The sequence below is a fragment of the Nocardia higoensis genome (assembly GCF_015477835.1).
Taxonomy (GTDB): domain Bacteria; phylum Actinomycetota; class Actinomycetes; order Mycobacteriales; family Mycobacteriaceae; genus Nocardia; species Nocardia higoensis_A.
Genome location: NZ_JADLQN010000001.1, coordinates 769507 through 791651 on the forward strand (window position 1 = coordinate 769507; position 22145 = coordinate 791651).

16 protein-coding genes are annotated in these 22145 nt (G+C 65.5%); 9 read left to right on the forward strand and 7 right to left on the reverse strand.

The genetic code is table 11. From position 1 onward, the window contains the following. Window positions 1–3: 3 nt before the first annotated feature. Together IU449_RS03460 and IU449_RS03465 are read right to left on the reverse strand one after the other, a co-directional pair. Entirely contained in the window at window positions 4–363 is a 360-nt protein-coding gene (locus IU449_RS03460; protein WP_195000498.1) for a hypothetical protein, read from the reverse strand. Then, window positions 360–2855, reverse strand: a complete 2496-nt coding sequence (locus IU449_RS03465) for an ATP-binding protein (RefSeq protein ID WP_195000499.1) — start codon at window positions 2853–2855, stop codon at window positions 360–362. Before IU449_RS03465 ends, IU449_RS03460 begins: the two co-directional genes overlap by 4 nt. 200 nt (window positions 2856–3055) lie before the next feature. Between IU449_RS03465 and IU449_RS03470 the strand changes: the two genes are divergently transcribed. Genes IU449_RS03470 through IU449_RS29775 form a run of 6 tightly spaced genes read left to right on the forward strand, consistent with a single transcriptional unit; the run spans window position 3056 to window position 13352 of the window. Next, complete coding sequence (locus tag IU449_RS03470; RefSeq protein WP_195000500.1) at window positions 3056–5059, forward strand: N-6 DNA methylase; 2004 nt, start codon at window positions 3056–3058, stop codon at window positions 5057–5059. Beyond that, a complete protein-coding gene (locus IU449_RS03475; RefSeq protein ID WP_195000501.1) occupies window positions 5056–7053 on the forward strand; it encodes a type I restriction-modification system subunit M in 1998 nt (665 codons plus the stop codon). Before IU449_RS03470 ends, IU449_RS03475 begins: the two co-directional genes overlap by 4 nt. Beyond that, complete coding sequence (locus IU449_RS03480; RefSeq protein WP_324188070.1) at window positions 7050–8333, forward strand: restriction endonuclease subunit S; 1284 nt, start codon at window positions 7050–7052, stop codon at window positions 8331–8333. The genes IU449_RS03475 and IU449_RS03480 overlap by 4 nt, the downstream gene beginning before the upstream one ends. 6 nt (window positions 8334–8339) lie before the next feature. Then, window positions 8340–11504 carry a type I restriction endonuclease subunit R gene (locus tag IU449_RS03485; RefSeq protein ID WP_195000502.1) on the forward strand — a complete coding sequence of 1055 codons (3165 nt, stop codon included), beginning with the start codon at window positions 8340–8342 and terminating at the stop codon, window positions 11502–11504. 42 nt (window positions 11505–11546) lie between these two features. Then, window positions 11547–13130 carry a serine/threonine-protein kinase gene (locus IU449_RS03490; protein ID WP_195000503.1) on the forward strand — a complete coding sequence of 528 codons (1584 nt, stop codon included), beginning with the start codon at window positions 11547–11549 and terminating at the stop codon, window positions 13128–13130. A 27-nt stretch (window positions 13131–13157) separates the two neighbouring features. Next, entirely contained in the window at window positions 13158–13352 is a 195-nt protein-coding gene (locus IU449_RS29775) for a GIY-YIG nuclease family protein (RefSeq protein ID WP_195000504.1), read from the forward strand. On the opposite strand, the gene IU449_RS03500 is transcribed toward IU449_RS29775, so the two are convergent. Together IU449_RS03500 and IU449_RS03505 are read right to left on the reverse strand one after the other, a co-directional pair. Further along, window positions 13325–14209 (reverse strand): IS3 family transposase, encoded by an 885-nt coding sequence (locus IU449_RS03500; RefSeq protein ID WP_195000505.1) that lies wholly within the window; start codon window positions 14207–14209, stop codon window positions 13325–13327. The two genes, IU449_RS29775 and IU449_RS03500, sit on opposite strands and share 28 nt — an antisense overlap. Window positions 14210–14211: 2 nt before the next feature. Then, complete coding sequence (locus IU449_RS03505; RefSeq protein ID WP_195000506.1) at window positions 14212–14511, reverse strand: transposase; 300 nt, start codon at window positions 14509–14511, stop codon at window positions 14212–14214. Between the two features lie 456 nt (window positions 14512–14967). Here IU449_RS03505 and IU449_RS03510 point away from each other — a divergent pair, with 456 nt between their 5' ends. Beyond that, on the forward strand, window positions 14968–15450 hold the full coding sequence (locus tag IU449_RS03510) for a hypothetical protein (RefSeq protein WP_195000507.1): 483 nt from the start codon (window positions 14968–14970) through the stop codon (window positions 15448–15450). 98 nt (window positions 15451–15548) lie between these two features. On the opposite strand, the gene IU449_RS03515 is transcribed toward IU449_RS03510, so the two are convergent. From IU449_RS03515 to IU449_RS03525, 3 genes are all read right to left on the reverse strand, one after another. Then, complete coding sequence (locus IU449_RS03515; protein WP_195000508.1) at window positions 15549–16439, reverse strand: aminoglycoside phosphotransferase family protein; 891 nt, start codon at window positions 16437–16439, stop codon at window positions 15549–15551. A gap of 9 nt (window positions 16440–16448) precedes the next feature. Beyond that, window positions 16449–17501, reverse strand: coding sequence for a hypothetical protein (locus IU449_RS03520; protein ID WP_195000509.1), 1053 nt, complete (start codon window positions 17499–17501; stop codon window positions 16449–16451). A 678-nt stretch (window positions 17502–18179) separates the two neighbouring features. Beyond that, window positions 18180–19397, reverse strand: coding sequence for a helix-turn-helix domain-containing protein (locus tag IU449_RS03525; protein ID WP_195000510.1), 1218 nt, complete (start codon window positions 19395–19397; stop codon window positions 18180–18182). Window positions 19398–19707: 310 nt separating this feature from the next. Between IU449_RS03525 and IU449_RS03530 the strand changes: the two genes are divergently transcribed. Continuing rightward, a complete protein-coding gene (locus tag IU449_RS03530; RefSeq protein WP_324188071.1) occupies window positions 19708–20850 on the forward strand; it encodes a cytochrome P450 in 1143 nt (380 codons plus the stop codon). 19 nt (window positions 20851–20869) lie between these two features. Then, window positions 20870–22132: a cytochrome P450 family protein gene (locus IU449_RS03535; protein WP_195000511.1), complete on the forward strand. Its 1263-nt coding sequence runs from the start codon at window positions 20870–20872 to the stop codon at window positions 22130–22132. The last annotated feature ends 13 nt before the right edge of the window (window positions 22133–22145 follow it).

A 22145-nucleotide genomic window follows, 5' to 3' on the forward strand; every position in this document is an offset into this window, starting at 1 on the left:
TCATCAGAATCCCGTCGGCGGCTCGGACAACGCGCTCGCCTGCAGGCTGCCGACGATCTCGAGCAAGTGCCGCACTTCCTGGTAGGTGGGGGACAGCTGGTAAGCGTGTTGATGGCAGGCCTCGGACAACCGCGTCCACGCGTACTGAGATCGGGACGGCACGTCATGCTCATCGCGGTAGGCGACCTCGAGGCAAGCCAGGCGGGCCCGGCTGCTGGCTCCGCCTGCCTCGATTCCTTTCGCGCGCAGGAGTTCGTCGACGATCTGCTCGAGTGCAGTCCGGGTGAGCCAGGCCGCGATCCGGTTGCTGTACGGGGATTGCCGGGCGACTTGCGCCGCCGCCATGGTCAGCAGGCTGCTCACTGTCCCGCCTTCTCGATGTCGCCGACCAGGCGCTCGACATCCCTGGCCGCCTGGCGCGGGTCGGTGGTGGGGGAGAGCCCCCCGTGCATTCTGGCTCCCGTGATGTTCAGCGCCGACTTCTGATACTGGGCTCGGGCCCACTGGTCGAGCACATGGTGTTCCTGCTTCTCGCCGAATACTCCGAGCATCACCTTGGCTCGGGTGGTGTCCGCTGCTCCCCACTCGGTCTCGAGCGTTTCGAGCGACCGTCCAGCCCTGATGTTGCGGGTGAAGTAGGAGTGCCGAGCCGCTGTTTCCACGGCAAACCGCAGCATGCCGGGCAGTGTCCGGCGCATGGCCTCAGCGGGAAGCTTGCCCTCCTCGTATTCCCGCACCAACCCGAACGCGTCGTCGAGGTACCGGCGAGCGGGATCGGTGGAGGTCGTGATCGACACGTGAGAGTCCTTGCCGCGGTTCACTTCCACGATCGTTGCCGCGAGATTTCCGCGCCGCACCGCTGCGGGCAGGCGGTCGTCGTGGGAGAGGACCACGACCTGCCGGGTCCGGGCGAGTTCGCCGAGCAAGGTCACGAGGCCGTCCACCTTGGCCGGGTCCATGGCCTGCACCGGGTCATCGAGGATCAGGAATCGGAACGGTGATTCGGCCATAGTGGCGCGCGGCAGGAACAGGGCGAGCGCCAGTGCGTGCAGCTCGCCTTGGCTCAGGACGGTGAGCCCGGCCGCGGGCACCCCGTCGACCATCGAGTCGATGCGCAGCTTGCGCCGGGTCGCGGCCCCTTCCAGGCAGAGATCACCGATCTCCACATTGCTTTCCTGCCGGAGCATCGCCCACGCTTGCTGCACACCGTCACGGATCGGTGCGAGACGTTCGTTGCGCAGGCGGCGATCGTTGTCCTGTAACCACTTCTTCGCCTCGGCGAGCTGATCGACCACGGGCTTGTCCGTGAGCCACGCCTCCCAGGCCGTGCACCAGGCGTGCAGTTCGGCATGCACCGGCCGCCACTGGTCCTCGCGCTCGGCGAGAAGTGCCGCCGCGGCCTTCGCGACCGCATCGACTGCTTCACCGAGTGCGAACGCATAGGTCTCCAGATGGTCGGCCAGTTGCGTCATCGTCGCAGCGGAAGGGCCGCCGGCGATCGCGGCCCACCGCTGCCACGCGCCGCGGGCGGCGGCCACTGTCTCCTCGAGTTGCAGCACAGGGGAGTGGTCGAGGATCGCAGGCGCGGGCGCCAGTGCGCGAAGCGCCTCGGAGCGCGCCGATTCCATCCGTTCTCTGGCGTCGTTCAGCGCGGCCAGGTGCCGACGGTCCGCGCTGACCGCGGCGCGGCTTTCCCGAGCCCAGGTCGCGTCGAGAGTGCCGTCGTGACACACGGGGCATGCCATGTCGCCGTGCTCTTCGTGAACTCGGAGAGCCTGTTCGAGCAACCGTAAGGTGGACAGACTGCGATCGCTGGCCACGCGATCGAGATCGATCGATTCGGCCTCGCTCGCACGCAACCGGTTCGCCACGGCGATGGCGTTCTCCGGGGTGATCGGGGCCGTGAGATTCGCGAGTGCGCGCAGCTCCGGAACCGCTCCGCCGGCACCGGCTTCGGTCTCGTTCAGCAGCGCGCGGATGCGGGGCAGATCGGGCGCCGTCTTCTTCAGCAGCGGCGCCACCGCGGCGGCCCGCTCGTCGTCGAGTTCGGTGACCGCGTCGGCGAGGACTTTGCGCTGCTTCGCGAGCTCGTCACCGGGTGCTTTGCGTTCTTTGTGCCGCGCCGAGATCCGATTGATCACGGCCGTCAACTGTTCGACTCCCAGCGCACGCGAGATCGCGTCGTGCAGATCGCTCGGGGTGCCGTTGAGCATCGCGCCGAGCTCGTCGTAGGAAAGGATCGGGCGAAATCGTTCCAGCGGTCCGTCCCATCCGAGGTCACCGCGACCGATCTGCTGCTTGCCGCCACGCCGCTGTGTGCGAGTGGTGTGCCGGTCCACATCCGTCTCGTCGTCGGGCCAGTCGAGGGTCACCACGACCGGATCGTTGTCCTCCTCCACCAAGCTCACCGCGATGCGGGCGGTGGGATGGTGCAGATTGCGCCACTGTTCACGCCACTGGGTCGACTTCTTCTCGCTCCAGCGGAAGGTGCTGTCGGTGAGCGTGAGTTCCAGGGCTTCCGAGAAGCTGGATTTGCCGGATCCGTTGCGTCCCGCCACGATCGTCAGCCCCGGTTCGGGCCGCAGATTCAAGGTGGCGGCCGGTCCGATCCCCCGAAAGCCCTCGACCTGCACCGAAGTGAGGAACGTGCGGCGGGCGTCCGGTGATGTTCCGGTCGCGGAGAGCTCCACGACGGGCTGGGCAGGCGCGCCTGCTCCCAGGTGGTCATCGAGTGCGTGATCGCCCTCGAATGCCGCCAGGATCAGGAGCCCGACCTCGTCTGCGAGGTCGGAGCGGTCGATCTGTTTGGCGATCCATGGTGCGAGACGTGTGCTGTCCGGAAGCGGATCGGGCATGGCGGTGAACCCTTTTCGTGTAGGTGATTTCGGGTGGAGCCGGAGAGAGTGGGCGCGCCTGGCGCCGCAACGAGATGTACACATCATCGGAATGTATGTGAATGTTGTCAAGAACTTTCAGCGATCTTGACTTTCACAGAGGTATGCGCCACGATCGTGATGTACACGAGAGGGGTGACATGTCGAACCTGGTTCCACCCGTGACAGCCACGGAAATCTCCAAGCTGGTCGGCGTGACCCGTGCGACCGTGAGCAACTGGCGTAAACGTCACGAGGACTTCCCGAAGCCGGTCGGCGGCACCGAGTTCCGTCCCGTGTTCGACTGGAACGCAGTGCAAGCGTGGTTAGCCGATCGCGGCCAGGACGCCGCCGATACCCCGACTCTTTCGTTGCAGACAGAGTTGCGCTCGTCGCTGTCCAGCGAGGACGCGCAGGGGCTGCTCGCCGGGCTGACACCGTCCGAATCCGGCTGGGTGCTGTCGGAGGCCGCGACCACAGCTGACGTATCCGATGTGTTGAAAACATTGGCGCGTGCCGCCGAAGTCGAAGGGCCGCGTGCGGCGCTCCAGGTCCTGGCCGACCACGCGCACGGCGGTGAACAGAACGTCGGCCTCTACCGGACGCCCGAGCCGGTCGCCACCCTGATGGCCGATCTCCTCGAACCGCTGGGGGCCGGACTGGTCCGGGTGCTCGACCCTGCGTGCGGGGGCGGTTCGCTACTCGCCGCCGCTGCCGCGCGCGGCGCCACAGAACTCTATGGTCAGGACATCTCGGAAACCCAGGCTGCCTTGGCGCGTCTGGCGGTGCCGGCCGAAACCGGGGTCGATGCGACCATCGCCCTCGGAGACAGTCTGCACGACGACGCTTTCCCTGACCTGGCAGCCGACGCCGTGTTATGCAGTCCGCTCAGCGGACGGGACTGGGGTTCGGACAGGGCGCATATCGACGATCCACGCTGGGCGTTCGGCTTGCCGGCACGAACGGATTCGGACTTCGCCTGGGTCCAGCACGCACTCGCGCACCTGCGCCCCGGCGGCCTCGCCGTTCTGCTGCTTCCGGCATTTGCCGCCTCGAAGGCATCGGCGAGACGAGTTCGCGGTTCGCTGCTGAGAGCGGGAGTGCTTCGCGCTGTCGTCAACCTGCCACCGCGACTTCCACAGCTCCTGTGGACGCGCCTCAATCTACAGATCTGGATCCTGGCGAAACCGGACCCCGACACAGCGGTGCCTGACAGCGTGCTGCTGGTCGACACAGCCGTGGGCGAGCTCGCGCAGAGCGGCGCCGGCGACGCGGTCGATTGGCCGCCGGTCGCCGATACGGTGCGGCGCGTGTGGGCAGCGTTCATCACGGGGCGATCAGCCGAAGCCGAAGAGCCCAATGTGTCGACCGTCGTCAGGGTCGTCGACCTGCTCGACGAGGAAGTCGACCTATCGCCGGGCCCGCGGGTGAAGTTGGCGATCGACCCGGGCATCGTCGCCGACGAGGCCGACACGGCACTCTCCCGGCTCCGAGCTTCCATCGCGGAGTTGACCCATGCGTCCGAGTCCGTCGGCCGGGTCACGGGGATCTCGGGTGCGACCTGGCGGACCGCGACCATGTCCGATCTGGCGTCGGGCGGAGCCGCGCGCATCGTGCGTGCTCAACCGTCGAGATCGACCGCATCCGATGGTGAAGAATTCCGGCCCGCCATCACCGGCCGCGACATCGTCACGGATAGTCCGGCATCCGGCAAGGTCAAGGTGGATTCCGACAGTCCGACGATCGACATCGAGACCGGCGACATCCTGGTGCCGACCGTGCGCGGATCCCGTGGCCACGTTTTCCGCATCGCGGGCCCCGAAGAAGCGGGACTCGCACTCGGCCCGAACGTGCAGCTCGTCCGCACCGACCCGCAACGCCTGGACCCCTGGTTCGTCGCCGGATTCATCGGAGGTCTCGACGACGTCGCTTCCGGTGGCACGACACTGATCCACTCCGCCCTGCAGCGAACGCGAATACCCTTGCTGCCGTTGGCCCAGCAACAGCGGTACGGCGCGGCATTCCGCGACGTGCACCAACTACGGGCCGCATTGGCGCGAGCCGGTGCGGCCGTGGAGCAGATCGCCGAGGTGGTGACCACCGGTCTCGTCGCCGGTGCGCTCGAACCGGCCGCGGACAGCGCGAGAAACGAAGACATGAGCAATTCTCGAGGAGGCAGTGAGTGAACACCGGCAAGCACAGCGAGCTGGCCAACCACGCGTGGTCGGTCGCGGACCTGTTGCGTGGCGACTACAAGCAATCCGACTACGGCAAGGTGATCCTGCCGTTCACGGTGCTACGACGCCTGGAGTGCGTGCTGGCCCCGACCAGGGACGCGGTCCTCGCCAAGGCCGAGTCGCTGGCCGGCAAAGATCTCGACGTCCACAAGTTCCTGACCATGGCGGCCGGCGCGGTGTTCTACAACACCAGCGATCTCACCTTGAAGAAGATCGCCGCCGATCCGACCTACGCCTCCAAGAACCTGATCACCTATATCGGCGCCTTCTCCGAGAACGCACGCGAGGTGCTGGAGAAGTATGAATTCGCCCAGCAGATCCGCAAACTCGACGCGGCGGGCTTGCTCTATCAGGTGGTCGGCAAGTTCGCCGACCTGGACCTGCGCCCGGAGGTGGTGTCCAACCATCAGATGGGTTACGTGTTCGAGGAACTGATCCGGCGCTTCGCCGAACAGTCCAATGAGACCGCCGGTGAGCACTTCACCCCGCGCGAAGTCATCGAACTGATGGTGAACCTGCTGATCGCGCCCGACGCCGATCTGCTCGGGATGCCCGGCGTGGTCCGCCGCGTCCTCGACCCGGCCTGCGGCACCGGCGGCATGCTCAGCTCCGCGGAAGCCCACATCACCGCGTTGAACCCGCAGGCGACGGTGGACCTGTACGGGCAGGAACTGAACCCCGAATCGTGGGCGATCTGCCGATCCGACCTCATGATCAAGGGGGAGGACTCCGAGAACATCGTGCTCGGCAACTCCCTCGACGACAACGACGGTCACAAGAACACCAAGTTCGACTACATGCTCGCCAACCCGCCGTTCGGCGTGGAGTGGAAGAAGATCAAGGACGACGTCGAATGGGAGGCCGCCAACCTCGGTGACGCCGGCCGCTACGGCGCCGGCCTGCCCCGCATCAACGACGGCTCGCTGCTGTTCCTCCAGCACATGATCTCGAAGATGAAGCCGGTGAACGCGCTCGGCGAGGGCGGCAGCCGGATCGGCATCGTCTTCAACGGCTCCCCGCTGTTCACCGGCGCCGCCGGGTCCGGCGAGTCCGAGATCCGCCGCTGGATCATCGAGAACGACTGGCTGGAAGCCGTTGTCGCACTGCCCGATCAGCTGTTCTACAACACCGGCATCTCCACCTACTTCTGGATTCTCACCAACCGGAAGAAGCTCGATCACCAGGGCAAGGTGGTACTGCTGGACGCGCGGGACTACTGGGTGAAGATGCGCAAGTCGATGGGCGACAAGCGTAAGCAGATCAGCGACGAGCAGATTCGGGAAATTACGCAGCTGTACGGTGAAGCGCTGACGGTCGCGAAGGACCCGACTCACCCGCTGCACGGCAAGGTGAAGGTCTTCGCCAACGAGGATTTCGGCTACCGCCGCATCACCGTGGAACGACCACTGAAACTGCGGTTCGAGCTCACCGGCGAAGGTCTGGACAAGCTGGCCGCCTCGGCGCCGGTCCGCAAGCTGTACGGCGACTCCGACGCGTTCCGTGTCCTTCTCACGCCATTGGTCGGGTCTTCGTGGCAGACGAAGGCCGACGCTGTGTCCGCGATGCGCGATGCCGTCGTCGGCGTTGGTGAAACGTGGCCCAGCGGTGCGCCTTTCGCCAAAGTCTTCCGTGAAGCGGTTGGCACGCGAGATGCGGAGGGTGAGATCCAGTTGGTGAAGGGCGCCCCCGAACCGGATCCTGACCTGCGCGATTTCGAAAATGTTCCGCTGACTGAAGACGTCGATGAATATCTGAACCGCGAGGTCCTGCCTCACGTTCCTGATGCGTGGATCGATCACGCCAAGACCAAAGTGGGCTATGAAATACCATTCACACGGCACTTCTATGTATATACGCCACCTCGACCAATAGCAGAGATCGACTCGGAGTTGAAGGATCTGGAGGCTGAGATCCAGAGCCTTTTGGGCGAGGTGACGCAGTGAGTTCAGTACTGGGTGTCGATCTTCCCATCGGTTGGAAATCGTCACCGATGAAGCGGGCCACAGTGCTGGTGAATCGAGGCACGGCACCTGAATATGTCGAACATGGGCCAGTGCGAATGGTAAGTCAAGCAGCCAATCAGGAATCCGGATTGAAATGGGATCGTTGCCGATTTCACAATTATCTCGGAGATCCGGAGAGCTTGAAGGGGCATTTGGTCAACGGTGACGTTCTGGTCAATTCCACTGGAACCGGCACCCTCGGGCGGATCGGCTACTTCAGTGGATCGCCTGATGAAGTTCCCTGTGTGGCCGACGGGCACGTCACGGTAGTCCGTACTGATCCAACTGAACTGCATCCACGGTTTGCCTATTACTGGATGCGCTCGGAAGTGTTTCGCGACTACATCTTTGCAGCGTTGGTCGTTGGAGCTACAAATCAGATAGAGCTCAACCGTGATCGCCTTCGTGATGCCCCGGTCCCGCTACCTCTGCTGGAGGAGCAGCGCCGCATCGCCGACTTCCTCGACGCCGAAATCTCCCGAATCGACCGGCTAATGAAAGCACGTGAAAAGCAAATACTTCTCTTGAAGGATCGTCGCTGGTCCCACTTTCAGGAACTCATCGATCGGTCAGGCTCGCCAATACTTCCGTTGCGGCGGATCATAGACAGTCTTACTGACGGTCCGTTTGGAAGCGCGTTCTCTAGCTCGGACTACTCGGATGAGGGTGCTGCCGTAGTTCGGCTGGGTAATATCGGATTCGCCGAATATAGGACAGATGACCAGGCGCGAGTACCGATGTCGATTTTTGAACGGTTCCAGCAGTATGCTGTACAGGCCGGTGACGTGCTCATTGCAGGACTCGGCGATGCCAAGAATCATGCGGGCCGCGCGTGTGTGGCTCCCGATCTGGGGTTGTCGATTGTTAAGGGTAAATGCTTTCGAATGCGCCTGAATTCTCAAGGAGATCCAGAATTCATTGCTACGGTCCTCTCTTCTCCGATAGGTGCGTCCGCTGTCGAAGGGAGAGGTTCGACGAGGTCGATGATCAACCTTGATGTTGTAAAGTCTGCTCGGGTTCCAATTCCTTCGCTGCTAGCGCAGCGGCGCATTGTTGAGGATCACGCGGCTGCCTGGTCGCAGATGGCGCGGCTAGTTGATCGAGGCTCGGCCCAGATCGGCCTCCTGGCCGAGCGTCGCCAAGCGCTTATCACCGCCGCCGTGACCGGCAAATTCGACGTCACCACCGCCTCCGGGCGAAACCTCACCCAGGGGGTATAGCGAACCATGTCCGTGCACAGTGAGCAGGCGTTCGGGGAGGCCATCATCTCGGCGATGGTGGAGAACGGCTGGCGGGAGGGGAATCCGCACGAGTACAAGGCGGACCTCGGCCTCGATGTGGGGGAGTTGCTGACCTTCATCGCGCAGACCCAGCAGTCGGAGTGGCACGACCTGGTCGCCACCTACGGGGACAATCCGAATGCGGCGCAGCTCGGGTTCACAAAGCGGCTGGGGCATGAGCTGGCCGCCAAGGGGCTGGTGAGAGTCCTCCGGGAAGGGGTGAAGGACCAAGGGATTCTCATCCGGGTCGCCTACTTCAAGCCGAACCTCGTCGGCTCCGAGGATGTGCTGAACGCCTACAAAGCCAATCAGCTCACGGTCGTTCGTGAACTGCCGTATGCGACGAAGCCCGGCGCTTCCCGGCCGCGCCTGGATCTCGCCCTGTTGCTCAACGGCATTCCAGTGGCCACGGCCGAGTTGAAGAACCCGCTGACCGGGCAGGGCGTCGAGGAAGCGAAGTCCCAGTATCGCGAGGACCGTGACCCCACCGAGCTAATCTTCAAGCATCGGGTGATCGCCAACTTCGCCGTCGACCCGGACCTGGTGTTCGTCACCACCCAGCTGCGGGCGGCGAAGACGGTGTTCCTGCCGTTCAACACCGGTTCGGCGGGGCCGGGCAATGCCGGTGGCAAGGGCAATCCGTCCCCCACCGTGGAAGGCGAGTACGCGACCTCGTATCTGTGGGAGCAGGTGTGGCAGCCGGACAACTGGCTGGACCTGCTGGAACGCTTCGTGCACACCACCGAGAAGAAGGGGCCGGGCGGGAAGGCGACCCGCTCGACGATCTTCCCGCGCTTCCACCAGTGGGATGTGGTCAAGAAGCTCACCGCCCATGCCGCGACCCACGGCGCCGGGCACGACTACCTCGTGATGGCCTCGGCCGGCTCCGGCAAGTCGAACACCATCGGCTGGCTCGCGCACCGGCTCAGCGACCTGCACACCGAGCGTTTGGAGAACCTGGCCCCGGAGGCGCGGACGGCCGGATTGCTGCCAGGTGTGCCGGTTTTCGACAAGGTCATCATCATCACCGACCGCCGCAATCTGGACTCTCAGCTTCGCGACACGGTCGGCGGGTTCGAGCAGGTGTCCGGCCTGGTGGTGAAGATCGACGACAAGTCGGGACCGAAGTCCGAGCAGCTGGCGCGGGCGTTGAACTCGCAGAGCGGCAAGATCATTACCGTCACCCTGCACACCTTCCCGGCGCTGCTGGACTATCTGCGACGCGAGCAGACCCAGTTGGCCGGTGGCCGCTACGCGGTCATCATCGACGAGGCGCATTCCTCGCAGTCCGGTGACGCTGCCGCGGCGGTGCGGAGCGCGCTGCGCGATATGGGGCTCGACGCGGACGATGAGGATCAGGGCGCGGTCGAGGCGAAACTCGATGAACACCTGCGGGGTAAGGCCGCGGCCAGGGCGAAGGCCGCCAATATCTCCTACTTCGCGTTCACCGCGACGCCGAAGGCGAAGACGCTCGAGAACTTCGGTACCGCCGACGGCGCCCAGTACCGGCCGTTCCACACCTATTCGATGCGGCAGGCGATCGAGGAAGGGTTCATCCTCGACCCGCTGCGCAACTACGTCACCTACAAGGCCTACTACCGGCTGGTGAATCAGAATCCCGCCGATGTGGAGGTCCCCGAGGCCAAAGCCTCGAGCTTGCTCGCGCGGTTCGCGTTCATGCACCCCTACGCGGTGGATCAGCATGCGCAGGTGATCGTCGAGCACTTCATCGCGCACACTCGTGGGCGGCTCGGTGGCCGGGCGAAGTCGATGGTGGTGACCGCGTCCCGGCAGAGCGCGGTCGCGGTGGCGCGGGCGATCAAGAAGTATCTGCGGGATCGGGAGTACGACCGCAAGTATCCGGATGTCGGTGTGCTGGTGGCCTTCTCCGGGAGTCTGGAGGTCGACGGTGTGGAAGTCACCGAGTCGTCGGAGAACGGTGGGCTCGCCGAATCGGCACTGCCCAAGGCGTTCCGGTACACGCGGGCCGACGACCGCGCGACCCAGGCGGGCGGCAAGGGACAGCGGGAGTACCGCATCCTGGTGGTCGCGGAGAAGTATCAGACCGGGTTTGATGAGCCGCTGCTCACCACGATGTATGTGAACAAGACGCTCACCGGCATCGCCGCGGTGCAGACGCTGTCGCGACTCAACCGGACCCGCGAAGGCAAGTCGCAGCAGGATCTGGTGGTGCTCGACTTCGTCAACGAGGCCGAGAAGATCCAGGAGTCGTTCGCGCCGTACTACGAGGACGCGTTCACCCTGCCGACCGATCCGAACCTGCTCTACGTCGCCCGCGACCGGGCGATGGCCGCGCCGATCCTGATCACGCAGGAGATGAAGGATTTCGCCGTCGCCTATCTCCTCGCCGAGCGCAAGGCAGCCGGATCTGCGGCGAAGTGGGCCAAGCTGCACGCCGAGCTGTATCGGCATCTGGCGCCGGCGGTCGACCGGTTCGTCGTGTTCCTCGACAGCGAGGAGGAAGACGATGTCGCGCTCGCCGAGTCGTTCCGCGCCGACCTCAACGACTACGTCCGCAAGTACGGATTCCTCGCGCAGATCGTGCCCTATCAGGATCCCGATCTCGAGTTGCTGCACCTGTACGGGCGTCACCTGCTGAACCGGCTGCCGCGACGGGCGGATGGCGGCATCGACATCGGTGAAGTCGACTTGAGCCATCTCCGGCTCGAACAGACCGGGGAACACGACCTCGGACTCGCTCCGGAAGGCGCGCAGGAACTGCGGGGGTTCGGCGACGGCACCGGACCGGCCAAGGAGCCCGAGAAGTCGCTGCTTTCCGCGCTGGTCGATCGGTTCAACGAACGGTACGGCACGGAGTTCTCCGAGGAACACCTCGCGGTGCCGTTCCAGGCCGCCATGGATGAGCCGCAGGTGGAGCAGGCGCGCCTGGCGAACAAGAATGTCGACGACTTCGGCGTCGTGTTCGACAAGGTGTTCGCCGAGAAGATGGTCGAACACTTCGATACCCTCAACGACTTGGGTGAGCGGTACTTCGCCCGGGACAACGAGTTCAAGAAGGACCTGGATCGGCAGGCCCGCACAGCGGCGTTCCGGCTGCTCGGGCGGCGGCACGGACTGCCCGAGGTATAGGCGCCGGCGGTGCGGCCGTCGAGGGAAGGCAGGGGGTAGACGATGCCGGCTCGGCGCGTCGGTATGCGCTATGACCTGATCGAAGAGATCGGGTTCGGCGGGATGGGATCGGTCTGGCGCGGGTACGACACCGTGCTCGACCGGGAGATCGCGGTGAAGACGATTCGATTCACCCAGATCCACTCGGATGCCGATGCCGCCGAGTTCGCCGAACGGTTCCGTCGTGAAGCCCGGATCACCGCGCAGATCCGGCATCACGGCGTGCCGCAGGTATACGACGCGGTCCTCGACGCTGATCTGAGCGAGGTATACCTCGTGATGGAACTCGTCGAGGGCGCGGGCACATTGCGGACCTACCTCACCCCTGGTTGCCCGCTGCCGGTCGAATGGGCGGTCGCGGTGACGGCGCAGATCGCCACCGCGCTCTCCTACGCGCACGCGCTGCCGGTGGTCCACCGTGATCTCAAACCCGACAACATCCTCGTCACGCCGAACGGCACCGTGAAGATCATCGATTTCGGCATCGCCGCGCTGCTCACGGCGGGGACTCCGAAGCTGACCATGACGGGAGCGTTTCTCGGTTCGGCGCCATACATGTCGCCGGAGCAGGCAATCGGGGCCAAGGCCACGCCGCGCACCGACCTGTACGCGCTCGGGTGCATTCTTTACGAAATGCTGTGCGGGCATCCGGTGTTCGGCGGCACGGCGCCGATCGTCCTGCACCACCACGCCGCCACTACGCCCGTTCCGCCCAGGGAACTGCGTGCCGAGATACCGGCCGAGTTGGACCGGCTGGTCTTGGACCTACTCGCCAAGGAACCGGAACAGCGACCGAGCGACGCCGCCGAGGTGTACGAACGTTTGCTGCCACTGCTGCCCCCGCCGGGGTCGGTGGTGGAACCGGGCGATGAACGCCTGGCCGAGGTGCCCGATCCGACCGCTGTTTTCCGGCGCCCCAACGCGCCGCTGCGTGCCGAGCAGGAAGCGCCTGTCACCCGGTTCCAAGGAGCGTTGCCCGCCACCGCTCCGATCAACGGCGAGGTGCTCGAGCAGCGGCTGCGACATCAATTGAACGAGTACCGTGACCTGATCGGAGAGGGCCGAGCGCTACAGGCGGCAGATGTCCTCGGCAGCGTCCTCGAACCGGCGGGCCACGCCTTCGGTGCCGACAGTCCACGGGTACTGGAACTGCGGTTCGACGTCGCACTCGCTCGGTTCATCGGTGGTGATTTCCGTAAGGCGAGAACGGAATTCGATGTGCTCGCCGCGGCGTCGGCCCGGGTGAAGGGCTTCGCCGACGAGCTGACGATCCAATGCCGGAAGTTCGCCGCGGACTGCCGCATCGAGCTCGGCGAACTCACCGAGGCCCTGTCCGGGATGCGCGCGGTGCTCGGCGACGTGCGGGCGACGCAGAGTGATGGCAGCGAAATGGCGCTCGAGCTGAGACTGGCTCTCGGGCGGTTGCTCGCGCTTGCTGGGCATCGTGCGGAAGCACAGAACAGCTTGAGCGAGCTGTACGAGGATCTACTGCTTCTGCGGGGGAGCGACGACCCGCTGACCCGGGAGACCGCCGAAGCGCTGGAGCGGTTCATCGATGACGATCCGGCACTCGCCGGTGAGGAATAGTCTTGTCCGCCGAATTGGGGAAATGACATGACCGGCCGTACAACAGGTTTCGTTTACATACTGACCAATAAGAAGATGCCCGGACTGGTCAAGATCGGCATGACAGGTCGACTGATCGGAGATCGTGTTCGGGAGCTGTACAACACCAGCGTCCCTGTTCCCTTTGAGGTTCCCCCGCATTGTTGGAGGGCGGATTACCAGCTTTCGGCTGGAACTCGGTGATGGTAGCTGGCTTCGAACTCGTCGGGTGATCGCCAGCCGAGCTTCTTCTGAATGCGCTGGGTGTTGTACCAGCCGTCGATGTAGGCGAACAGGGCGTTCTCGGCCTCCTCCCGGGTCCGCCAGGACCGGCGATAGACCAGTTCGGTCTTCAACGTGGAGAAGAAGTTCTCCATCAACGCGTTATCGTAGGAATCCCCGACCGACCCCATCGACTGCGCAATACCGTTGTCGGCCAACGTGTTCGCGAACCGGATAGCGGTGTAGGTCGACCCGCGGTCGGAGTGATGTATCAACTCGCCATCGTGGATGTCGCGGCTCCAGACCGCATACTCGACAGCGCCGAGGACCATCTCGGTGTCGCAGCGGTCGGAGGTCTTCCATCCGACGATCCGGTTGGAGAACGCATCCCGCACCGCGGCCAGCCAAAACGCTCCCTGACCACACGGGATGCGGGTCGCGTCCGCCACCCACAGCCGGTTCGGGCGATCGGCGGTGAAGACGCGTTCGACCAGATCCGGTGCCGGCGCTGCCCGCGGATCGGTCCGCGTGGACCCGATCCGCCACCGTTTCCGCAGGAACGCGCCCTGCAACCCGGCGCCGCGCATCACCCGCTCCACCCGTTTACGGCCGACCGCGATCCCTCGCCGGGCCAGCATCGCATGCACCCGGGGCGAGCCATAGGTGCCGCCGGAACTGGTATGGATATCGACGATCTCGGCCAGCAGCTCTTCATCGGCGATCTGCCGCGCCGACGGCTCCCGCAGGCGTTTACGCCACCAGTAGTAGGTCGACGACGCGATGCCGAGTACCCGCAATACGAGCTCGACCGGGTGCGAGCTGCCTTCGACGAAGCGCACGATCACCTCCGGGTCTGGTCGAGCTCCGAGGCGAAATACGCACTCGCAGAACGCAGGATGTCGTTGACCCGCTCCAACTCGGCGACCTGCTTGCGCAGCCGCTTGTTCTCCTCGGCCAGATCCACAGCCGCCGGTTCCGGACGCCGGCCGGCATCCGCTTGGCGGATCCAGGTGCGCAACGCCTCGTGATGAACGCCCAACTGCTGGGCCAACTTCCGGACCGTCGGTTTCGGGTCCGAGTCCTGATACAGCCGAACCGCTCGGGCCTTCAACTCGTCCGGATACTTCTTCGGTGCTGCCACGTGGGGCTCCTTCCTGGCCCTATCGGACCATGCTCAGAGCCCTCCAAGAAAGCGGGGGAACCTCACAGCCTGGTGACCGGATCGTGTGGCTGGGAGCTGGCCGGCCTGCAGCGGTGTTTCAGTTTGCTGCGCACTGCCAGGTCATCAGCAGGACCCGGCACTTGAAACTCCTGCCGACGAGTATGGGCCCCTATCCACTGTTGCTGAACCATCCTACTTATGACCAGCTGCCCGCAGACTTGCTTCGGTCCGGTCGGGCCGCGCTTGCCAGCATGACCATGCCTGATTGCTGGGCCAGCCGAAGTGCCGAAGACGTCGACGTCCACGGCAGCGCTCCGCAGCCGCCGGAGTATTGGATGCCGGCGCTGGCCGCCCCCGACCGGAAGGGCCGGGGAAGCAGTGCGGGCGGGCGCGCTCGCGCGCGCAGAGGCTCTACCGCGAGTGGGTAGGTGGTGGGTGGTGATGGTCTTCGCTGGGGTCCTGTTCGTCGTCGCCTCGCTCGCCATCGGCGGGTGCGGTCGCGCCGTCGATCGCGCTATCGACCAGGCCATGGTTCCGGACATCGAGGCGTCTACCGATCCGGCGTTGGTGGCGGAGGCCAGCGAGTACGGCGAATGGGTTCTTCCTACGGATGGAAAGATACTCCTGGTCGAGCGGGAGGTCATTCGTGACCGGAGGTATCGGATCGCGGTCGAGGTGTCGCCCGGCGATCTCGTTCCGATGTTGGAGCAATCCCGATTCGCCACGACGCTTGCGAAGGATTACCCACCCTACCTCCAGAAGACGATCGCTGGGCCTCCACTGGAATCGTCACCGAATGTACTTCATGCACAGGAATGGTTCACCTCATCGGCGGGGAAGGTGATGCTGCGCGATGTCACCGTCGATGAGCGCGATGTGAACATTCGAGTCGTTCACATCGATTTCCGTGGTGTGTGATCGCTGCCCGCATCGTCGACTTGTGCGGACGACTCGGAGGCGATGCGTCTTCAGAGGTCGGTGACGATGCCGATACGACATGTCGCTGCTGAATCGGCTCACCGGTAGGGAGTCCATCTGTAAGGGCGGTTGTGGCGCAGGTCGTCGAGTCGGCGGCGGTGTTCGGCGGCGACTGCCGGGCGGCGGGCAAGATCGGCGATGACGCTGGTGACGAGGCTGAGCTCGCGGATGCGGCGCAGGGTGGGCCATGCGGGTTCGGTGGTGACGTCGCGACCGTAGGCGGCGGCGAGCTCGGGGTAGGTGTCGCGGCCGAAGCGTTGGTCGTCCACGGCGGTGACCACGAGATCCCATGCGGTGGGGCCTATTCCGGTGCTGTCGAGATCACACAGGACGGTGCGGTCGTTGTCGCGCAGCAGATTTCCGGTGTGAGCGTCGCCGTGCATGATCCCCATGGGCAGGTCGAGGGTCCGGTAGTCGTGTTCGCTCTCTTCCCACTGCTCGGTGAGCCAGGCCACGTCGTCGGCCGGGAGTACGGGGTCGGCGGCGTGCAGTCGACGGCGGGCGGCGGTGAACGGGTTCCATCGGGGGAGTTCGGTGTCATCGGGGGTGAGTGCGTGGAATTGCCGCAGGGGGTGGGCGAGGTCTTGTGCGGTCCATCGGGTGGCGGCGCCGGGGAGGCGCTGCCAGAGGGTGGCGGCGGCGGTGTCGCCAAGAATGAACGGCTGGTCGATGCCGGGAACGAGTTGGGGGATGGGGGCTCGGCGGTCGGTGAGCCACCGGGCCATGGTGACCACACGTGGGGCGCGGGCGATACCGAGCGGGCCGTAGGCGATGCGTACGACGATGGGTTGCTTCGGCAGGGACCAGACGGCGTTGTTGGTGTAGCGGAGCAGCGTCGCGCCGTCTGGGTCCAGACCTGCTGTGGCACAGACGGTCGTCAGCGTTGCGCGCAGTTGGCGGGCTCGCGTCTCGGTGAGTTCGGTGGCCATCGGGTGGGATCAGGCGCCGGCCAGGACGAGATCGTGGTGGAGATCGGCGACGGTGCCGTGATGGGTGTGCGGTGCGGCAGCGAGGGCGATCTCCTGGAGGCGCTCGGTGGCGCGTCGGCTCGTCGTCGCGGCGGCACCGGAGAGGGCCTGCTTTGTCATCGGGATGGCGCTGTCGAGGTCACCGAGCCGGAACGCGTTCTGGGCAGCCACGATCGCGTCGAAGGTGAGTGACCGCGACGGCCGGTCTCGGGTGGCTTGGGGCAAGGAGACGCGTGTTCTCTCGAGGGCGGTTGTCGCGACGGACTCCGCGGTCCGAGCGTCGGTCGTGTGGCTGGCGAGGGCGGAGTACACCAGCGCTTGGTGACCGGCGAAATCGCCCGGCGCGAAGAAGATCCGCATCCATGGAGCCTCGGGAGCGGAGGAGGCGTGGATATCGTCTTCGGCGCGGGCCAGGCTCTCGGCGACCTGGCGGTGATCGCCCTTCAGAGCGTGCGCCCAAGCGGCGGTGGCGTGCAACTGAGCGGATTCGGCTGTGTTTCCGGTTCGCGCGGTGAGGCCGTGGCCGTGGCGGACGAGCCCGAGCGCGGTGTCGGGGTCCTCGCGATACAGGGCGACACGCGCCAAGTGGAACAGGATGTTCGCGGCTAGGGCGGAGCCGTGGGCGCTGTCGGCGGCCAGCGCCCAGTCCAATGCGCGCATCAGGTGAGCGGCAGCCAGCTCATGGTGTCCGGCGTCATGGGCGGCCCACCCGACGACGTTGGCCATATCCGCGAGCGCCGCCAGGAGTTCCGCTCTCACTTTGGTGTCGGCGCGTTCGAGCAACCGGCTGGAATGCTCGAGAGCGGCCACCGCGGGATCGAGTGCCGCGCCGCCACCGGTCTCGGCATCCAGCGCTCGAAGGTGCCGAGTGACGTGACCGAGCCGGACCACATCGAGATGGCCGACGCGCGCGGGCGGCGGCCCCCATGCCCCCGATTGCGGGTCGGGCCACCACGCTCGAAGGTCGACATCTGCGCCGGCGAGGGCGGCCGCGATCGCTGCCAGAAGCTGTCTGCGTCGCATCGGATCGGTGTCCTTCCGTGGACGGAGTCGGGGAGGGCTCGGAGCTCCGATGGCCTCCAACAATCCACGATACGTGCGCACGGGCGTCGCGGCACCGCTCTCCCAGCGCCGGATCTGGCGCACATCGCAACACACCGGTATCCCCGCGGTTGCACCCGCCGCGTCGAGACGGCGGGCCATGTCCTCCTGCGTCCAGTCCCGGCCGATGCGCCACCGCCGCAATTGCTCACCCCAGGACATCATCCACACCCCCACCCAAAGCAGTTGACCACCAGCGCTTCCGCACATCTTTCCATTGCGCGGTCGTCGCGACATCCGTCTGCTCGAGATGTCCGGTGAGATGTCCGCCGCGTCGTCCTGGCTGGTGAGGGGGTCGGCCGGGCACTGTCGATGCGTCGGAGATTTGGCGTCCGCACACATCGCATCAGCCGACCGGTCTCATCCGCTATTGATTCGATTTCGGGAGCACTCTTGCCTGTAAAGCATTCCGGCATTTCAGGTTCGAGCCGTTGCTGCACGATGCTCGGCTCGCCCTCCGACGCGGATGCGTACCTTCCTCGAGGAGAGTCGATTTCGACAGGGGCGCCGTGTCCGGTGAAGACGAGCGCCGCACGGCTCGGCAACGAGCCCAGCAATTCGGTGGCGAGGAGTGCGTGGCCTGCGAAGGCAACGGCTGGATCAGGCCGCCACGCCGACGCGTCGACACAGGTCGCGTACTTCCCGCGACATCCCGGACGGTGGCTTCTTCTGCAACGAGAGCAGCATGTCGCGCGCATATCCGTTGTAGGAAATCGTTTCGGGTGCGGTGTTCTGGGCTCGGTCGAGTATCGCGACAACGGCTGCCCGCTCGTCGCGTTCGTCGTAGGCCCGCGCGACCTCGATCAAATGCCGGGCTCGTCGCGGGATCGACACGATCTCGTCACCGTCGACGGATCGGGCCGCGCGCAGCGCTTCGCCGGATCGGCGCAGTTCGACGCCGAGCGTCGTCGCGTTCGCCGCCTGCACAGCCTGAGAGAACGAAGTTTGGACATGCCGGTAGGCCGGTCCCAGTCGCTGAGCGATCTCCTCGGCTCGATCCCATGCCGCCCACGCATCTCCGGTGCGACCCCGACGCGCGTGCACGAGCGCGGCTTCCGCGGCGAGGGCGCCCGAGATCGCTCGCCAGTTGTCGGGCGTGCTGTCCCGGTCGAGCCAAGGAGTGAGCATCTCGCGCCCGGAGGCGATCATCTCGAGCGCTTCGTCCCAGCGGCCGGAGTCGCGCAATGCTTGGACCATCGCCCACATGCCGCAGGCGATCGTGTACGGATCGTCGGCCTCCTGCGCCTCGGCGAGGCCGCGGTCGGCGACCAGCCATACCAGCGATGCGTCTGGTTGGTAGGCCACGTAGAAATCGGTCAGGTGGTAGACGCCGGCGAGTAGCCGTCGAGCCTTGCGGCGGTCGGATCCCGATGTTCGCGCGGCGGCCTGCGCATCACGGATGAGGGTGGGCAGGATCGCGCCGAGCGCGGTCCGGTGGTTCGGGCTCGAATGCCGGACCTGCCAGGCATGGCGTAGCCGCTCCTCCAGATGGGTGAGGTCGTGCCGCTCGCCAGGAGTGGCGAGTCGGAAGCTGGTCAATGCCAACTGCACGGCACCGAGGTCACGGTGTCGCGCTCCGGCCCAGACCTTCACGCTCACAGCGTGCCCGTTTCCGGTGAGTTCGGCGAGGTCCGATAGCCCGAGCGCCTCGGCGATCTGCAGCAGCATCGGCAGGCGCGGGGCGCCACGTTTGCCCGTCTCGATGCTCTTGGCCCATTCCTCGGATCGGCCGATCAAGCCACCAAGCACTCTGCGCGACATGCCCATTCGCTCGCGCGCACGCTGAATGCGCCGTCCGATCGTCGTGTGCTCTTCCATGTCCCTACCTCATCGCAACGGGTCGAGATACGTGCTCCCAGAGTACGGGTATGGGGGTCTTTTCGTACCCCTCGAGTACTTCGCGCGCCCCTAGCTCGAACTGGTCAGCGTAGCTGGCGAACCGTCCCGCATCCGCCGTGAAGAGATGCCGATTGTCTACATTCCGTCCCGCTTCGGAGGAGTAACTCCATTGCTTTCAGCGCAATCCAGCTTCGTCCGAGATGCCCATGGACCCGGCTCGCCAATCGATGCGAATCGTGAGTTCCGCGTTCCCCTCTACACCGAGCAGTTCGCGGCGGACCCACACGCCGTGTACGCGCAGATGCGTCAGCGTTTCGGATCTCTGGTGCCGATCTGGCTGGCACCTGATGTTCCGGCGACGTTGGTGATCGGCTACTGGACGGCTCTGAAGATCCTCAACGACCCCGAACATTTCCCCGCCGATCCGCGGACCTGGGAGCGTGACATCCCCTCGGGGTGCCCGGTCCTGCCGATGATGCAGTGGCGTCCGAACGCATTGCGCAGCAGTGGGATAGAGCATGTGCGTTACCGGTCGGCGAACGTGGACGCGCTCGCCCGGGTGGATCTGCGCAGGATCCACGAAGTGGTCGAGCGCATCTCCGTGACGCTGGTGAACGGATTCTGTGGTCGTGGCCGGGCCGAGTTGATCACCGATTTCGCGTCCCCGTTGGTGTTCGAGGTGATCGGCGAGCTGATCGGATGTGACCCCCAGGTCAGTGGGCGGGCCGCGACGGGGATGGCGATGATCTTCGACACCACCGCTGACGCTGCCGAGGGTAACAACCTGATCGTGGCGGCACTGCGCGAACTCGTCGGCCGCAAACGCACCCATCCCGGTAAGGACATCACCTCCTGGTTGCTGGCCCACCACAGCGGTCTGACCGACGAGGAGGTCATACATCAGCTGGTCACTCTTTACGCTGCGGCGAGTGAGCCGCTGACCAATCTCATCGTCAACACCTTGTCGTGGATGATGACCCACCCGGACTTCGCCGGCGAGGTCGTCGGTGGCGGCCTGTCGACCCGTGACGCGCTGACCCATGTGCTGTTCCGTGACCCGCCGATCGCGAATTTCTGCATGTCCTATCCACGCCAGCCCCAGCTCATCGACGGTATGTGGGTGCCGGCGCATCGCCCGGCGGTGATCAGCCTGGCCGCCTGCAACAACGACCCCGCCGTGGTGGGCGGCAACATTCGCGGCAACGAATCGCACCTGGGGCTCGGCGCCGGACCGCACCGCTGCCCCGCCAGGTTGCCTGCCGAATTGATCGCCGGAGAGGCGATCGACCAGATCCTCGATGCCCTGCCCGAGATGCAGCTCGCCAGGCCCTACGAGCAATTGCGTTGGCGGCCTGGGCCGTTCCATCGGGCGCTCGAGGAGCTGCCCGTCGTCTTCACACCCGTTCCGCCGCTCACCGTGCCCATCCGCTGACCGTAAAGGCGAACTTTCGATGACCGATCTTCATCCTGTCCCCGCTCCTATAGCGCTCGATGTCACGGGCGCTGACATTCCGGGTGAGGCCGCCCGGCTCCGCGAACAGGGGCGGCTGGTCCCGGTATTACTGCCCGGTGGGGTGCGCGCCTGGGCGGTGACCGATGCCGAACTGCTGCGGGAGTTGTTCGTCGACTGGCGGGTGTCCAAGGACGCCGCTCAGCATTGGCCGGCGTTCGTCGCCGGTGAGATTCCGCCGGATTGGCCGTTGATCTCGTGGGTGTCGGTGCGCAACATGTTCACCGCTTACGGCAAAGACCATCAGCGGTTGCGCAAGCTCGTCGGGCCCGCGTTCACCGCCCGCCGCGTGGCCGAGTTGCGGCCGCGGATCAGGCGGATCACCAGCGGGCTGCTCGACGGGCTGGCTGCGCGGGCGGACGGGGTGGTGGATGTGCGGGAGGAGTTCGCGGCGCAGGTGCCGTTGCGGGTGATCACCGCGCTGATGGGTGTCCCGGACGATCTGCGGCCGGGGCTGCGGCTGTGTGTCGACGAGATCTTCTCCACCGCTCCGCAGCGTGACCCACAGGCCACGCTCGCCGAGATGGTGAGCATCTTGACCACGCTCGTCGCTCGTCGCCGTGCCAAGCCGGGGCGGGATATGACCAGTCTGCTCATCAGCCGTCGCGACCACGACGACCAGCTCACCGAGCAGGAGCTCGTGCACACGCTGCTACTGGTGATCAGCGCCGGTTACGAGACCACGGTCAACCTGCTCGACCAGGCGATCTATCAGCTGCTGACCCGGCCCGAACTCCTTCCTCGGGTCCGCGTCGGCACGTTCGGCTGGTCGCAGCTGATCGAGGAGACCCTGCGCTACGCGCCGCCGGTGGCGAACCTGCCGCTGCGGTACGCGGTGGTCGACATCGACGTGGCGGGCACGCGGATCAAGGCCGGGGAGGCCATCCTCGCCTGCCTGGCCGCCGCCAACCGCGACCCCGACCTGCACGAACCGAATCCCGGCGAGTTCGATCCGGCCCGACCGATCAAGGAGCATCTGTCCTTCGGTTACGGACCGCACTACTGCCTCGGCGCGCCGCTGGCACGGTTGGAGGCCGAGATCGCCCTGCCCGCGCTGTTCGGGAGGTTTCCACAGATCGCGTTCGCTGTCGCGCCGGAGACGGTGAAACCGTTGGCGAGCTTCATCTCTCATGGTCATCGACGTCTGGCGGTGCTGTTGGACGGGGTGGGCGGCGCGGACCTCACAGCTGAGTCGGAACTGTGACGGCCTCGTGCGC